General features: G+C 71.1%; 10 protein-coding genes and 1 tRNA gene. 6 read left to right on the top strand and 5 right to left on the bottom strand.

Going from position 1 to position 15,588, the window contains the following annotated elements; genetic code table 11:
* Nucleotides 1–85 precede the first annotated feature (85 nt).
* The gene (locus tag BLT25_RS23720; RefSeq protein WP_176884205.1) at nucleotides 86–2,818 is read left to right on the top strand and encodes an AfsR/SARP family transcriptional regulator; all 2,733 of its coding nucleotides are present in this window, start codon (nucleotides 86–88) and stop codon (nucleotides 2,816–2,818) included.
* Between the two features lie 9 nt (nucleotides 2,819–2,827).
* Here the strand turns inward: BLT25_RS23720 and BLT25_RS23715 are convergent, their stop codons facing one another.
* Nucleotides 2,828–4,453, bottom strand: coding sequence for a long-chain fatty acid--CoA ligase (locus tag BLT25_RS23715; protein ID WP_091051323.1), 1,626 nt, complete (start codon nucleotides 4,451–4,453; stop codon nucleotides 2,828–2,830).
* Nucleotides 4,454–4,568: 115 nt separating this feature from the next.
* Between BLT25_RS23715 and BLT25_RS23710 the strand changes: the two genes are divergently transcribed.
* Nucleotides 4,569–5,633 (top strand): DUF1152 domain-containing protein, encoded by a 1,065-nt coding sequence (locus BLT25_RS23710; RefSeq protein ID WP_176884203.1) that lies wholly within the window; start codon nucleotides 4,569–4,571, stop codon nucleotides 5,631–5,633.
* A gap of 19 nt (nucleotides 5,634–5,652) precedes the next feature.
* Here BLT25_RS23710 and BLT25_RS23705 read toward each other — a convergent pair whose 3' ends face one another.
* Nucleotides 5,653–7,083 carry a MocR-like transcription factor YczR gene (locus tag BLT25_RS23705; protein ID WP_091051318.1) on the bottom strand — a complete coding sequence of 477 codons (1,431 nt, stop codon included), beginning with the start codon at nucleotides 7,081–7,083 and terminating at the stop codon, nucleotides 5,653–5,655.
* A 78-nt stretch (nucleotides 7,084–7,161) separates the two neighbouring features.
* Between BLT25_RS23705 and BLT25_RS23700 the strand changes: the two genes are divergently transcribed.
* Nucleotides 7,162–7,785 carry a membrane protein YczE gene (locus BLT25_RS23700; RefSeq protein WP_091051317.1) on the top strand — a complete coding sequence of 208 codons (624 nt, stop codon included), beginning with the start codon at nucleotides 7,162–7,164 and terminating at the stop codon, nucleotides 7,783–7,785.
* A gap of 22 nt (nucleotides 7,786–7,807) precedes the next feature.
* Here the strand turns inward: BLT25_RS23700 and BLT25_RS23695 are convergent.
* Nucleotides 7,808–7,884 (bottom strand) — tRNA-Arg (locus tag BLT25_RS23695).
* A 468-nt stretch (nucleotides 7,885–8,352) separates the two neighbouring features.
* On the opposite strand from BLT25_RS23695, the gene BLT25_RS23690 reads away from it, so the two are divergent.
* Nucleotides 8,353–10,101 (top strand): hypothetical protein, encoded by a 1,749-nt coding sequence (locus BLT25_RS23690; RefSeq protein ID WP_143033837.1) that lies wholly within the window; start codon nucleotides 8,353–8,355, stop codon nucleotides 10,099–10,101.
* Between the two features lie 7 nt (nucleotides 10,102–10,108).
* Here BLT25_RS23690 and BLT25_RS23685 read toward each other — a convergent pair whose 3' ends face one another.
* Both BLT25_RS23685 and BLT25_RS23680 read right to left on the bottom strand, forming a co-directional pair.
* Entirely contained in the window at nucleotides 10,109–10,927 is an 819-nt protein-coding gene (locus BLT25_RS23685) for an N-acetylmuramoyl-L-alanine amidase (protein ID WP_218131462.1), read from the bottom strand.
* A gap of 79 nt (nucleotides 10,928–11,006) precedes the next feature.
* Nucleotides 11,007–12,431, bottom strand: a complete 1,425-nt coding sequence (locus tag BLT25_RS23680; RefSeq protein ID WP_091051313.1) for an aminopeptidase P family protein — start codon at nucleotides 12,429–12,431, stop codon at nucleotides 11,007–11,009.
* 124 nt (nucleotides 12,432–12,555) lie between these two features.
* Here BLT25_RS23680 and BLT25_RS23675 point away from each other — a divergent pair, with 124 nt between their 5' ends.
* Together BLT25_RS23675 and BLT25_RS23670 are read left to right on the top strand one after the other, a co-directional pair.
* Nucleotides 12,556–13,722, top strand: coding sequence for a PrsW family intramembrane metalloprotease (locus tag BLT25_RS23675; RefSeq protein WP_091051310.1), 1,167 nt, complete (start codon nucleotides 12,556–12,558; stop codon nucleotides 13,720–13,722).
* The gene (locus BLT25_RS23670; protein ID WP_091051308.1) at nucleotides 13,719–15,584 is read left to right on the top strand and encodes a GTPase domain-containing protein; all 1,866 of its coding nucleotides are present in this window, start codon (nucleotides 13,719–13,721) and stop codon (nucleotides 15,582–15,584) included. The genes BLT25_RS23675 and BLT25_RS23670 overlap by 4 nt, the downstream gene beginning before the upstream one ends.
* Nucleotides 15,585–15,588 lie beyond the last annotated feature (4 nt).

Below are 15,588 nucleotides of genomic sequence, written 5' to 3'. Positions count from 1 at the left end.
TGGCGGCATTACGCGTCACCATCTCTGTGGTGATGAGACGATGTGTCTTCTCGGACGTAATGCTGCGTGGTCAACAGGAGGTGTGGTGCGGGTCCGGGTCCTAGGTGCCGTCGAGCTGATCTGTGACGACGGCACGGTGCAGAAGCTGTCGCGTACGCGGCGGACTCTGCTCGCCCTGCTCGCAGCCGGGCGCGGAGCGCCCGTCTCCTCCGACCTCCTGGTCGACGAGCTGTGGAGAGGTTCACCCCCGGCAACGGGGGTGAACCTGCTTCACCAGCGCGTCCGTGACCTGCGCCGGGCGCTCGGCGAGGATCGCCGTCACCTGCAGAGCCGGGCGAACGGCTATGCGCTGGTCGGGGCGGACATCGACCAGGCCCGCTTCGAGGACCTGATCGCCCAGGGCCGCGCCTCGGCCGAGACCGGGGAGCACGAGCGGGCCAGCATGCTCTTCGACGCTGCCCTCGGGCTGTGGACCGGGGGTGCGTACGGCGCGGTCGGTGAGTCGCCGATGATCGCGACCGAGGCCGCCCGGCTCGACGAGCTGCGGCTGGTCGCCGTCGAGTCTCGGGCCGCCGCTGACCTGGCGCTCGGCCGGCAGGCCGCGGTCGTGGCTGATCTGGGACCGGTCGTCCGGGCCAACCCGCTCCGGGAGGGCCTGTGGCTGCTGCTGATGACGGCGCTGTGGCATTCCGGCCGCACGGCCGAGGCCCTGGACGCCTACCAGCGCCTCTTCCGTGTCCTCCGCGACGAGCTCGGGGTCGAGCCCTCCAAGGACGTACGCGACCTGCAGCTGCGGATCATCGAGGGAGACGATCCCGAGCCCGCGCCGGCGCGGACGTACGAGGGGATCGTGCCGCGCCAGCTGCCGCCGGTCGTCGCCGCCTTCGCCGGCCGCGAGGACCAGCTGACGGCGCTGGACGAGCTGGTGGCGAACGACGAGGAGGACGGACGGGCCGTCGTGATCTCGGCGATCGCGGGCACGGCAGGGATCGGCAAGACGACGCTGGCGCTCTACTGGGCGCACCGGACCGCGCCCAGCTTCCCGGACGGCCAGGTGTTCGTGAACCTGCGCGGCTTCGACCCGTGCGACGCGCTCGACCCGTTGGACGCGCTCGGGGTGGTGCTCGAGGCGTTCGGGGTGGAGCGCTCCCGTCAGCCCCAGGACATCGACGGCCGCGCGGGGCTGCTGCGCAGCAAGCTCGCCGGTAAGCGGGTCCTGCTCGTGCTCGACAACGCCCGCGACAGCGAGCAGGTCCGCAGCCTGATTCCCGGCAGCCCGGGCTGTGTGACCCTGGTGACCAGCCGAAACAGGCTCTCCGGCCTGGTCGCGGAGGCCGGTGCGAGACCGATGGAGCTGGGCCTGCTCGACGACGCGGAGGCCTATGAGCTGCTGGCCGGGCGGCTCGGCGAGGACCGCCTCCTGGCCGAGCCGGAGGCCGTGGAGCGGATCATCGAGCTGTGCGCCTCGTTGCCGCTGACGCTCTCGGTCGTGGCCGCCCGGGCGGCGATCCGGCCGGCCCATTCCCTCGCCGACCTGGCCGAGGAGCTCGGCGAGTCCCGCCTGGACGGGTTCGGCGGCGGGCGGGGTGACCTCCGGGCGACCTTCTCCTGGTCGGTCGAGCACCTGTCCGATGCCGCGGACCGGTTGTTCCGGCTGATCGGCCTGCACCCCGGGCCGACGTTCACCGTCCTGGCCGCGGCCAGCCTGGCCGGGATCTCCCGGGTGCGGGCCCGGCGCCTGCTCGACGAGCTCACCGAGGCCAACCTGCTGACCGAGTGCGCGCCCGGCCGGTTCACGCTGCACGACCTGCTCCGGGAGTACGCCGCCGACCTCGCCACCAGCGAGCCCGCGGAGGCCCGCGAGGCGGCCGAGCTGCGGATGATCGACCACTACGTCTTCAGCGCCCGGGTGGTGCACAGCGCCTACGACCCCCACCAGCGCCACCTCGATGTGCTGGAGCCGATGCGCGACGGGGTCACCCCCGAGGTCATCGGCGACAGCGTCGAGGCGCTGGCCTGGATCGGCACCCAGCTGCCGGTCATCTCCAGGGTGATCGACGTCGCCGTCGCCCGTGGACTCGCACCCGACCGGATCGTGCTGCTCGTCGGTGCCCTCGAGCGTCTGCTCGATCTCCAGGGCCGCTGGATCGAGCTCGCCGCGCTGGCCGAGACCGCGCTCCCGGGTGTGCGCCGCAGCATCTCCCGGGGCGGCGACCCCGCCGGGCTCGGCGTCATGCACCGCGCCGCCGGGGCGGCCTGCGGGCGGCTGGGGCGGGTCGAGGACGCCCTCGACCACCTCGGCCGGGCCCTCGACCTGGCGACGGAGTCCGCCGACCTGGTGGCGGAGGGAAAGACTCTGCACCGGCTGGCCACCGTGGCCACGGCCTCCGGCGATCATGCCGGGGCCGCTGCGTACGCGGCTCGGGCGGCGGAGGTCTTCGCTCGCGCGGGCGACCCGATCCGGGCGGCCTGGACGACGGGGCGACTCGGTCTCTACGAGGCCCTCGACGGGGCGTACGAGGCTGGGCTGCGTCACTGCGAGGAGGCGCTCGCCGAGCTGCGCCGGGTGGCACCCGGCTACCGCAGCGAGGGCAACGTCATCGCCACCATCGGCTGGATCCACCAGCAGCTCGGCTCCGTCGACGAGGCTGCCGGCCACTTCGAGGAGGCCGTGACCAAGCTCCGCGCCGCCGGTGACCTGCCCGGCCTCGCCGACGCGCTCGGCCATCTCGCCGAAGCCCGCGCCGCCCTCGGCAAGGACGAGGACGCCCGCTGCGCGAGGGCCGAGTCCGCCTCGATCCTCGCGCAGCTGGGCTGACCGCTCCGGCTACGCGGTGGGCAGCTTGTAGTCGGCGTACTCCTCGCGCAGGGTCTTCTTGGAGAACTTCCCGACCGAGGTCTTGGGCACCTCGTCGATGAAGACCACGTCGTCGGGCACCTGCCACTTGCCCAGGTTGTCGGCCAGGTAGCCGAGCAGCTCCTCCTTGGTCACCGACTCGCCGTCCTTGACCACCGCGAAGGCCAGCGGCCGCTCGCCCCACTTGGGGTGCGGCACCGCGACGACGGCGGCCTCGGCGATCGCCGGGTGACCCATGATGAGGTTCTCGATCGCGACGGTCGAGATCCACTCGCCACCGGACTTCACCAGGTCCTTGGTGCGGTCGACGATGCGTACGTAGCCCAGCGGTTCGATCGCCGCGATGTCACCGGTGCGCAGCCAGCCGTCGGGGGAGAAGGAGTTCGGCGCGTCGACCTTGTAGTAGCCCGACGCGATCCACGGTCCGCGGCACTCGAGCTCGCCGGTCGTCTCGCCGTCCCAGGGGAGCTCGTCGGTGGTCCCGGGCTCCACGATGCGGAGCTCGACGCCGACGGCAGGGATGCCCGGTGACGTACGGAAGTCGGCCTTCTCCTCCTCGGAGAGCCCGGTGATCTCGGCGCGCTCGTTGAAGACGCTGCCGAGCGGCGACATCTCGGTCATGCCCCAGGCCTGGGTGATCGGCAGGCCGATCGCCTCGCGCCAGGCCTCCGAGAGCGACTTCGGGACCGCCGAGCCGCCGCAGATGACGACGCGCAGCGAGGAGAGGTCGGCGTCCTTCAGGAGCGGGACCATGCCCATCCAGATCGTGGGTACGCCGGCCGCGATCGTCACCTTCTCGGCCTCGAGGAGCTTGATGATGCCGGCGGGCGAGAGGTCGGGGCCGGGCAGGATCAGGTTGGCGCCGGCCAGCAGGGAGGAGTGGGCGAAGCCCCAGCCGTTGGCGTGGAAGAACGGCACGACCGGAAGCACCCGGTCACGGTCGTTGGTCCCGAAGAGGGTGCCGGACAGAGAGGCCAGCGCGTGCAGGTACTGCGAGCGATGGGTGTAGACGACGCCCTTCGGGTTGCCGGTGGTGCCGGAGGTGTAGCAGATCCCGGCAGCGGTGCGCTCGTCGGTGACCCGGCCCTCGATCACCGCCTCCTCGGCGTCGGCCATCAGCTCCTCGTAGGAGACGACCCGCGGGTCGTCGGGGAGCGGGGTCGGCGCCCCGTCGTCCATCACGACGACGTGCTTGAGCGTGGTGAGCTGGGGGAGAAGCGGAGCCAGCAGGCCGAGCAGCGACCGGTCCACGAAGACGGCCTCGTCCTCGGCATGGTTGAAGGTGTAGACGAGCTGCTCGGGGAAGTAGCGGATGTTGCCGGTGTGCAGCACCCGGCCGGTGCAGGGGACGGAGTAGTAGAGCGCGAGGTGGCGCAGGGTGTTCCACGCGAAGCTCGCCACCCGACCGTCCTCGGAGATGCCGAGCCGGTCGAGGACGCCGGCCTGCTTGCGCACCTCCACGGCCAGGTCCTTGAACGTGTGGCGATCCAGACCTGTGGCGGTCTTGGTGACGATCTCCCGCGTCGGGAAGACGCGCTCGGCGCGCCGGATGATCGTGTCGATGGTCAGCGGTGCGTCCTGGATCAGTCCTTGCATGCTGCACATCGTGACCCAACGTGGCGCAGGTCACAACGAGTTCCCGCGAACTTCTTGACAGACGATGCGGCCGACCAGGTGGCGCCCCGGGTGCCGAGCGGTCAGAATCGACTGCGTGAGCACTCTCTTCGTCGCGGCCGGTGGTGGGGGTGATGCGCTCGGCGTGCTCCTGGCGCGTCAGGTCCTCGAACCCGAGCTGGACGACGGTGACGTGTTCGTGTCGACCTGCGCCTGGGAGCGGCTCCGCATCGACCCGGTGCCCGGCCCGCGCTCGCGGGGCGACTTCATCGGGCTCCGCCTGGTCGACGGCGTCCGCGCGGAGATATCGACCACGACCGACACCCTTCCTCCGGGAAGGTCCGTGCTGCCGCGGCTTGCCGGCGACCTGGACGCGCGCCTCTTCCTGCACGACCTCGCGGATGGTGCGATCGGGCTCGCCCAGCAGCTCCAGCATCTCGCTCGGGCCCTGGGCGCCGACTCGCTCACGGTCGTCGATGTCGGTGGTGACGTGGTCGCTCGGGGAGACGAGCCCGGCCTGCTGAGCCCGTTGGCCGACTCGCTCACGCTGGCGGCGGCGTTGCGCAGCGACCTGCCTGTGCGGCTCGCCGTCGTCGGCCCGGGTGTGGACGGGGAGCTCCCCGCCGAGCAGGTGATAGCCATCCTCGGCGGGCTCGGCGGGACCCGCGTCGGGACGCTGGGGACCGCGGACGTGAACAGGGTCGGCGACTCGCTCGGCTGGCATCCCACCGAGGCCACGACGCTGGCCGCGGCAGCCGCGCGCGGACTTCGAGGCGCCGTGGAGATGAGACGAGGACAGACACCCGTCCCGGTGAGCGAGGCGAGTGCCACCGTGTGGCGCCTCGATGTCGTCGAGACCCACGACTTCCCGCTCGCCGAGGCGCTGATCGACACCCGCTCCCTGGGGAGCGCCGAGACGATCATCCGCGGCATCACCGTCGACGAGCTCGACTACGAGCGGCGCCGGGCGCGGGAGCGTCGCGAGATCCCGCCGCGGACCGTGACCGCTGCCGACATCGCGCACGCGAGCCTCGCCCGGGGCGCCTCGCACATCACCACCCGCCGGCTCCTGGAGGCGACCAGCGGGGACGTACCCAGCTACGAGTCGGCACGCTTCGACGGGCTCGGGCTGTGGGCTCTGGAGGCACTCGCCCGGGGTTGAGCCGCGGGGTCGAGCCCGGTCAGACCACGGCCTCGGAGGTGGTGAGGGCCAGGGCCGGGGTGGAGGCGGCGCGGGGCCAGACCTCGGCGAGGATCTCGACTCCTCGCCGGACGAGCTCGGGCCGGGGCGTGATCGCCAGCCGCAGGTGACGCTCGTAGGCGCCGTCGACCCCGAAGCGCGGCCCGGCGGTGACGAGCAGTCCGTGGGGCCGGGCGGCGAGGGTGAGCTGGGAGCTGACCGGCGCGGGCAGGCCGACCCAGGCCGAGAGGCCGCCGTCGATCCGCGGCGGCAGCTCCCAGTCGGGAAGGTGCTCGCGCATCGAGTGGTAGAGCGCGGCGCGGCCCGCGGCGAGCTGTGCGGCGCGCTCCTCGAGGATCTCGGGCAGATGCCGGAACAGGATCGTGGTGACCAGCTGCTCCCAGATCGGGGTGCCGAGGTCGGTGGCGGAGCGTCCGCTGGCGATCTGGGTCAGCAGCACCGGGTCGGCGCGGATCCAGCCGATCCGCAGCCCGCCCCACAGCATCTTGCTCGCCGAACCGATGTGGACGACGCGGGCCTGGTGCTCGCCGGCCATCGCGGCCAGCGGCGGAAACGTGTGCGGGCGGTCGATGTTGAGCTCGGCGGTGGTGTCGTCGGCCACGAGGAGGGTGTCGACCTTCGCCGCGGCGTGCAGCAGACGGAGCCGGTCCTCGGTCGACATCGAGCGAGAGGTCGGGTTGTGGAAGTCGGGCATGACGTACGCCATCACGGGGGTGGTCCGGGCGATGGCCGCCTCCATCGCTGGCATGTCCCAGCCGGAGTCGGTGGTCACCGGGCTCGTGATGATCCGGGCTCCGGCGAGGCTCAGCGCGTCGTACGCATTGGGGTAGGACGGACTCTCGGCGTAGGCCCGGTCGCCGCGGCTGATCACGGTGCGGGCGAGCAGGGCGATCGCGCTCTGGCCGCCGGTGGTCACCATGATCTGGTCGGGATCGGTCGGCAGACCGCGATCGGTGTAGCGCGCCGCGATCTCGGCGCGGAGCTCCTCGATGCCCCACAGCGTGTAGCCGGGGCCGGTCATGTGGTCGGCCAGCCGCCGGGTCGCCTCGACTGCGGCCTCCGGGAGCCGCCGGGTGGCCGGCAGGGTGGCCCTGACCAGGTCGATCTCGCCGCCCTCGGTGAACGAGTCGGGTGCGGTGGGCGGCAGTTTCGTCGTCGTACCCGACCCCTGGACGCTCAGCGCGTAGCCGTGCTCCCGCAGGCGCCGGTAGGCGGCCGTGATCGTGGTGCGGCTCAGCGTCAGCCGCTCGGAGAGCTCGCGCTCGGAGGGCAGACGGATGTCGGCGGAGAGCCGTCCGTCGATCAGCAGCAGCTGGATCCGTTCGGCGAGGTTCTCGTACGCCGGGCCCTCTCCGTGCCACTGACCGAGCAGGCCAGCAAGCGCAGTGGCACCGATTCTTCCGCGAGGCATGAGGCCACCTTACGCCGATTGGCTTCTTTACCTTCGATTGGACCCGTGATTGGCTTTGCGATCGTGAAGGATCTCTCTGTGAAGTCGCTCTCCTGGTTGATAACTGGACTCTTCCTCTACGGCATCGCACTCGCCATGCTCGTGCAGGGCGCGCTGGGCCTGGCGCCCTGGAACACACTGACATCGGGCCTCGTCGAGATCACCGGGATCTCCTTCGGGATGATGACCAACCTGATCGGGCTGGTCGTCCTGCTGCTCTGGATCCCGCTGCGCCAGCGGCCCGGCGTCGGCACCGTGCTGAACGTCTTGCTCGTCGGTACTTCGGCGGAGATCGGCCTCTGGCTGCTCCCGCAGCCGTCGGGCCTGGTGGCTCAGGTCGCGCTCTTCACCGGTGGCCTGCTTCTGCTGGCCGCGGCCACCGGGATCTACATCGCGCCCGGCCTCGGGCCGGGGCCGCGCGACGGCCTGATGACCGGCCTGCACGAGCGCACCGGCGCCCCGGTCTGGCTCTGCCGCGCGGGCGTCGAGATCACCGTGCTGGCGGTCGGCTGGCTCCTCGGCGGACTGGTCGGCATCGGCACGGTCGCCGAGGCGCTGCTCATCGGTCCGATGGTGCACCGCACCCTGCCGTTCTTCCGGACCGTGTACGCCGGACGGTCGGCCGCTGCGGCGGTCGCCGCCGAAACACGCGCGAGTGCATGATTTAACCCACACCGATTTCCTGTGGCGCCCCCGACAGGATTCGAACCTGTGACCGTCGGATTAGAAGGCCGATGCTCTATCCAGCTGAGCTACGGAGGCGTGGCCTGTGGGGAGCACCCCGCTGAAGGGGGTTTACGCAGGCCGCGCACGATCTTACCGGTGCCCGTATCCCCTGTGTGCATCGGAATCCGAAACGCTGACCGGAGTGTTACCAAGGTGTGGGGGGTATTTGGGTGCACTGTCCCCACACTGTCGACCTGGGTGTCCGATTGGCGGACCACGAGGGTTCGAGACTGGACGCGATCATCGGTAAGGTCCCCGGACATGACTATGGAGTCCATGTGCACCTCGTGCGGTGCAGCCGTCACCGGTATGCGCTTCTGCACAGGTTGTGGGACCCCCGTCAGAAGCGCTCATCAGCCGCCGTCGCAGGGTGCACCGGAGCCGGTCGCACCGCCGCGTCTGCCGCAGCGGGGTGCCGATCCTGAGCAGGGTGGTCTGTCGTTGCCGAGGCGTGGGCAGGGGACTCCTGTCCCCGCGCCAGAGGCCGACACGGAGGCGGCGCCGTTGCCGCTCGAGCAGGTCAGGCGTACGCCGGGGGCCTCGATGGCGCCCCAGCTGAGCATGACCTCGCCCAGCGGCGAGCAGCCTGCCTTCGGCGGTGGCATGGCCCCGCCGCCGGCGGGTTCCGACGGTGGTGGCCTGTTCGGGCTGGCGGCGCGTACGCCGAAGTTCGAGCCGGAGCTCGCTTCCCAGTCGCAGTCGCTCTTCCTGCCCAAGCGCAAGCGCGCCGCGGAGGAGCCCGAGCCGACCCCGGCTCCGATTCCGGAGCCGGACCCTGAGCCCGAGGCACCGGCGGCCGCGCCGGCGCCGCTCCCGGATCTCCCGACCCGGCCGCCGGCGCAGGAGCGCGCCCCCGAGCCGCCCGCCCCCGCGCCTGCCCCTGCGCCGCAGATGCCGGAACCGCAGTTGCCGCAGACCCCGGAGCCGATGGCTGCGCCTCCGCTGCCCGAGCGTCCGGCCGCTGCGTACCACCAGAGTGCGGAGCACCCGACCTTCGTCGAGCCCGCGCCGCAGTTCGGCGGTCCCGGCCCTGAGCCGACCTTCGAGCAGGCCTACGAGCATGCCTATGAGGCGACCCACGAGGCGATGCCGCCGGTCGAGCCTCGCCAGCCCGAGCCGATCCGTCCGGACGAGACCAGCGTCGCGATGAGCCCGCGGTTCGACCTCGTCGACGAAGAGGCCTCCGGTGGCACCCGTCCGCGTGACGAGTTCGAGCAGTTCGCACCGCCGCAGCCGCAGTTCGACGCCCCGGCGCCGGAGCAGGCCCCGGCGTACGGCGACCCCGCCTACGCCCCGCTCGCGCCGCAGCTCGAGCCGGACCAGGCCCAGTGGTCGCAGGGCTACGACCAGCCCTATGACCAGCCGTACGGCCAGGGGCCCGACCAGGGCTACGACCAGGCGTACGAGCAGCCCTACGGGCAGCCGCAGGACCGCTCCCAGGACGAGTTCGGCCAGCCGTACGGTGATCCTTACGGCCAGAACGGCTACACCGACGCCACCCTCGTGGGGCAGCCGCCGGTCGGCGGTGGGCCCACCACCCCGGCGCCGCCGCCGATGGCGCCGCAGGGTTACGACCCGTACGGGAACGGCTACGACGCCCGCTACGAGCCGCAGCGCGGCCAGGGCGGTCAGGGCGGTCAGGGCAAGGGACCTGGTGGTCTCGACCTGAAGCGCTGGGGCCTGATCGTGCTCGCGCTGGCCGTCGTGGTCGCGATCATCGCCTTCGTCATCGGGCTGATCAACAGCAACGACGACGCCAACGCCGAGACCGGCACCACCCAGGGCGCCACCACGACCGAGGGCGGTGCCGCGGCCGAGGCCAAGAAGATCGACGACCTCATCAAGACCTCCGCCAAGGACAAGGCGGCGATCGGTGCCGCTCAGGCCGACCTCGAGGCGTGCGAGAACATCGACGAGGCGATCCAGACCTTCCAGGACGCGGCGACGTCCCGCGAGAAGCTGGCTGCGAAGGTCGCCAAGATCGACACCGCCGTCCTCCCGGGGTCGCGCAAGCTCGTCAAGAACCTCGAGTCTGCGTGGATGACCTCGCAGAACGCCGACCTGGCCTTCGCCGCCTGGGGCGAGAAGCGCAAGGTCAACGCCGACGGCGAGTGCGTCGGCGGTAAGGGGAAGCTGGAGAAGGCGACCACGCTCAGCCTGGCCAGCCATGACCCGAAGAAGGCGGCCGCCAAGGCGTGGGGGCCGATCGCGGAGGAGTACGGCTTCGAGTCCGTCGAGTGGACGAAGCTCTGAGTTGAGCTCAGCGTGAGCGGAGGTACGCCGCCATCGCCCGTTTGATGGCGGCGGCCGTCCGCGCCTGGAACCGGTCGGACTTCAGCAGTCGCGCGTCCTCGGTGTTGCGCATGTTGCCGGTCTCGAGCAGCACCTGCGGCACCGTGGTCAGGTTGAGGCCGGCCAGGTCGTCGCGCTCCACGAACCCGCCCTCACCGAGGTAGTCGGCCAGCGGCATACCGGTCTTCCGCATCTCGGTGCGGAGCATCCGGGCGTAGCGTCGCGAGGGCTCGACGACCTCGTCGTTGGTGCCCGAGGGCACCGGGATCAGCAGCGAGTAGCCCCGCTCGGACGCGGCCGCGCCGTCGGCGTGGATGTCGATCGCGACGTCGGCCTTCGCGTCGTTGATGGTCTTCGCGCGCTCGTCGATGCACGGCCCGACCCCTTCGTTGCTGCCGCGGGTCATGACCACCTTCGCCCCGGCCTCGCGCAGATCGGCCGCGAGCTTCTGGGCCACGGCCCAGGTGAAGTCGGTCTCCGGATAGCCGTCGTTCGTCGCGGTGCCCGTCGTGTTGCACGGGCTCTGCGACCGACCGTTCCACACCGGCTCGTTGATCACCTCGGGTGCGCTCGCGTTGCCGCCGTTGTGGCCCGGGTCGATCCCGACCACGGCTCCCTTGAAGATGTCGTCGGCTCCACCCGACGCGGAGGTGGACGGGGAAGGGGACGCGGACGCTGTGGCTGACGAGGCGGCGGGCTGCTGCCGTGGCGTACTTCCTGGGCTGCAGGCGGTCAGGGTCGCGGCCAGGGCGAGGCAGCCGGCCACGGCGGTTGCTGACCGAGGCACCTCGGTCAGCAACCGCTTCCCTCGTGGAAGTCCACGAAGGAAGCGCGACCTGACCGAGTCATCTCGGTCAGCATTCAGCTCACAGATGCTGACCCATCCACGCTTCGACGTCGTCGGCCGTACGCGGCAGGCCGGCGGAGAGGTTCACGGAGCCGTCCTTGGTGACGACGATGTCGTCCTCGATGCGGATGCCGATGCCGCGCAGCTCCTCGGGGACGAGCTTGTCCTCCTTCTGGAAGTAGAGGCCCGGCTCGACGGTGAGCACCATGCCCTCCTGCAGCGGTCCCTCGATGTAGGTCTCCTTCGACGCGGAGGCGCAGTCGTGGACGTCGAGGCCGAGCATGTGGGAGACGCCGTGGAGGGTCCAGCGGGAGTACGTTTTGTTGTCCTCGGAGAGTGCCTCGTCGACCGAGACGGGGAGCAGCCCCAGGTCGTCCAGGCCGTGCGCGAGGATCTCCATGGCGGCGAAGTGCCCGGCTCGGAAGGTGACGCCCGGGCGGATCGCCTCGATGCCGGCCTGCTGGGCCTTGTAGACGAGCTCGTAGAGGTTGCGCTGGAGCGGCGTGAACTTCCCGGAGATGGGGAGGGTGCGGGTGATGTCGGCGGTGTAGAGGTTGTGGCCCTCGACGCCCATGTCGAGCAGCACCAGCTCACCGGGGACGATCGGACCGTCGTTGTCGATCCAGTGCAGCGTGGTGGCGTGGGACCCGCCGCCGACGATCGAGTCGTAGCCGAGGTCGTTGCCCTCAGCGCGGGCGCGGCGGAAGAAGGTGCCCTCGATCCAGCGCTCGCCGTGCTTGAGGACCTGGTCCCACTCGCGCACCGCGTCGGTGAAGCCGCGCACGGTGATGTCGCAGGCCTCCTTGAGCTCGCCGAGCTCCCACTCGTCCTTGATCAGGCGCAGCTCGGAGAGCGCCTTGGCGAACTCCTCGTCGCGGGCGGCCTCGGCCGGGACGACCAGCTTGTCGACGTCGGCCGAGACGCCGCGCAGGACGCGGGTCGGAGTGTTGCCGGAGAGGTCGGACTCGAGCTGGTCGACGTGGCGTACCTCGATGCCCAGGGAGTCGGAGAGCTCGCGGGCAGAGGGACGCGCACCGGCCCAGAGGGCGCCGTACTGACGGTCGCGGAAGAACTCGTCGGTGTCGCGACCGCTGCGCGGGCGGGCGTACAGGACCGAGGTGCCGTCGGGCTCGATCACGACGACGGCGTCGGAGGTCTGGTTGCCGGTCAGGTGCACGTGCGCGGTGTCGGCGCGGAAGCGGTAGTCGGTGTCGTTGGCGCGGACCTTGTAGGTGCCGGCCGGGACGACCAGGCGCTCACCCGGGAAGATGCCCGAGAGGCGCTCCCTGCGGGCGGCCGCCCACGGGGTGATCGGATGCTCGGGAACCTCGACCTCGCGGTCGTCCCAGCCCTCTCTCATGAACTTGGACCATGCCTCCGGAACCGTCTGGTCGTGGCTCTCGGTGTGGTCGTCTGCAGGAGTGGGGGCGCCGTTGTCCGTCATACCGGAATCGTACGCCGCGCCGGATCGGCAACGCTCGCGAGTTCCCAGGCCAGGCGGGTGGCGAGAACGTCTCGACCGGTGTCGGGTCGCGCGTGCGGTCCGCACGCCCGATAGTCTGGCGCGCATGGGGGCGATCCCGAAGGATCCGACAAGAGGCAACCGCACGTTCACCATCGTGGTGGGCGTGCTTGTCGTGCTGACCTCGTTGCCGGTGCTCGGCATCGTGCTGCTGAGCACCAGCGTCGTCGATGACCATCTTGCTCCTACCGGCGCGATCCTGGGAGTGCTCTTCGCAGCCATCCCGGTGGTGCCGCTGGTCTACGCCTTCCTGTGGCTGGACCGCTACGAGCCCGAGCCGAAGTCGCTGCTCGCGCTCGGCCTGGGGTGGGGCGCCTTCGTCGCGGTCGCGGCCGCGCTGATCGTGCAGAGCGTCGGGGCGCTGCTCGCCGGGTGGAGCCAGCCGACCCAGCTCGCGATCGTGGCTCCGGTCACCGAGGAGGCGGCCAAGGGGCTGTTCCTCTTCGTGCTGCTGGTCTGGCGCCGCCACCTCCTCGACGGGGTGCTCGACGGGATCGTCTACGCCGGCATGGTCGGCATCGGCTTCGCCTTCACCGAGAACATCCTCTACCTGGGCGGCACCTACAACGGCACGCCCGGCATGGGCGACAGCTCCTCGGGACACATCGGGGAGTTCACCGCCGTCTTCGTGATGCGCTGCCTGTTCAGCCCCTTCGCTCACCCGCTCTTCACCGCCTTCACCGGCATCGGCATCGGCATCGCCGTGGTGACGCGCAAGCGCTGGCTGAAGGTCGTGGCGCCCCTGCTGGGCTTCGGCATCGCCGTGCTCGCCCACGGCACCTGGAACGGTTCGACACTGCTCTATGACGGGGCCGGTTTCCTGCTGGCGTACGTCGTGGTGATGGTGCCCGCGTTCGTCTCGATGGTGGTCTTCGCGGTGTGGCGGCGAAAGTCCGAGCGGATCGTGCTGACCCGGTCGCTGACCGACGCCGCCCAACGCGGGCTGATTCCCTACACCGACGTCGGCTGGGTGGTCGATCTGCGTCGCCGGGAACAGGCGCGGAAGTTCGCCTCGACCCACGGAGGGGCTCAGGGGGTTGCGGCCATGCGTGAATACCAGCAGGCTGCCATCGAGCTCGGATACTTGCACTGGCGATTCCTGCGCGGCAACCCGCCGCCAGACTTCGCCGCCCGGGGGAGGGCATACGTTGACCGCATCAGTGAGGTACGTCCACACATCGCGTTCCCGAGCGGGAAGGTGATGACCGGATGAGTGAAGAACACAGAGACGACGACACCGCACCTGAGCCGGCGCCGGGGACCCCGCCGCCGGCCTACGAGGCGCTGACGGCGGGGATGCTCGCGGAGAAGCCGACCACCGAGTTCGAGGCCGTTCGGGCCGAGATCGAGGCGTCCGGCGGCGAGAGCAACCGGATGGTGACCTCGCTCATCCAGCTCCACCAGGCGCTCACCGAGGTGACCCTGCCGCTGGACCTGCCCGGCACCGACGAGCAGCGGGCGGCCAGGCAGAACATGGTCGAGCAGCTCGAGGACTACGTCATCCCGCGGATGATGACCATCGACGCGCCGCTCCTCGCGGTCGTCGGCGGCTCCACGGGCGCCGGCAAGTCGACGCTGGTGAACTCGCTGGTCGGCACCAAGGTGACCACGCCGGGCCTGTTGCGGCCGACGACCCGCTCTCCGGTGCTGGTGCACAACCCCGAAGACGGCCGTTGGTTCGGCCAGGACCGCCTGCTTCCCGAGCTGGAGCGGGTCAACCACCCCACCAACGACCCCGGTGCGCTGCAGCTGGTCGCCAGCGACCGGCTCCACCCCGGCCTGGCGATCCTGGACGCACCCGACGTCGACTCGGTCGAAGAGGCCAACCGGGTGCTCGCGGCCGAGCTGCTCGCCGCGGCCGACCTGTGGGTCTTCGTCACCTCGGCCGCGCGCTACGCCGACCAGGTGCCGTGGGAGTTCCTCCAGCTCGCCGCCAACCGCTCCACCGCGGTCGCGGTGGTGCTCGACCGCACTCCGACCGAGGCGGTCCAGACCGTCGCCGGCCACCTGGCCCGGATGCTCGCCTCGCGCGGGCTCAAGGACTCACCGCTCTTCATCGTCCACGAGGGTGAGGTCTCCGAGCACGGGCTGCTGCCGGCCGAGCATGTCGCCGAGGTGCGTGCCTGGCTCGACATGCTCGCCGATGACGCCACCGCGCGACACCAGGTCGTCACCCAGACCCTCGACGGTGCGGTGCGGGCGCTGACCCTGGAGGTCCACCCGATCGCCGACACCGCGGACGGTCAGGGAGAGGCCGCGCAGCGGCTGCGTACCGATGCGGACATGGCCTACGACGAGGCGCTCAAGTCGATCATGGCGGCGACCGCCGACGGGACGCTGCTGCGTGGCGAGGTGCTCGCGCGCTGGCAGGAGTTCGTCGGGAGCGGGGAGATCCTCAAGGCGCTCGAGACCCGGGTCGGAGCGCTGCGCGACCGGATCCTCGGCGCGGTCCGCGGCAAGCCGCAGCAGGCCGAACGGGTGACCGCGGCCGTGCAGGGCGGCCTGGAGATGCTGATCCTCGAGCAGTGCGAGGCGGCTGCCGAGAGGGCGGAGGCGGCCTGGCAGATGAGTCCCGCCGGCCGCGGGCTGCTCGCAGTCGGCCCCGCCGACCTCGGCCGAGCCTCGCGTGCGCTGCGGCCCAAGGCCGAGCGTGCGGTGCGTGACTGGCAGCAGGACGTGCTCGACATGGTGCGTAGCGAGGGTCAGGACAAACGTACGACCGCGAAGTTCCTCTCCTACGGGGTCAACGGCCTCGGCGTCGCGCTGATGGTGGTCGTCTTCGCCTCGACCGGCGGAGCGCTCGTCGGTGCCGAGGTGGGCATCGCCGGCGGCACGCTCCTGCTCGGCCAGAAGCTGCTGGAGGCGGTCTTCGGCGACCAGGCCGTGCGTGGGCTCGCGTCCAGGGCGCGCAAGGCGCTGGAGGTACGCATCGTGGGTCTCGTCGACGAGGAGCGTGCGCGCTACACGGGTCAGGTCGACGCGCTGCAGATCGACCATGGTGCACCGGAGCGACTGCGGCACGCTGCGCGGAAGGTCGGCGACGCTCGTTTCGCCAGCCAGCGCGGCGATGGCTGAGACT

This window comes from Nocardioides sp. YR527 (genome assembly GCF_900101045.1).
GTDB lineage: Bacteria > Actinomycetota > Actinomycetes > Propionibacteriales > Nocardioidaceae > Nocardioides.
This window is presented reverse-complemented; position numbering and strand designations above follow the sequence as displayed.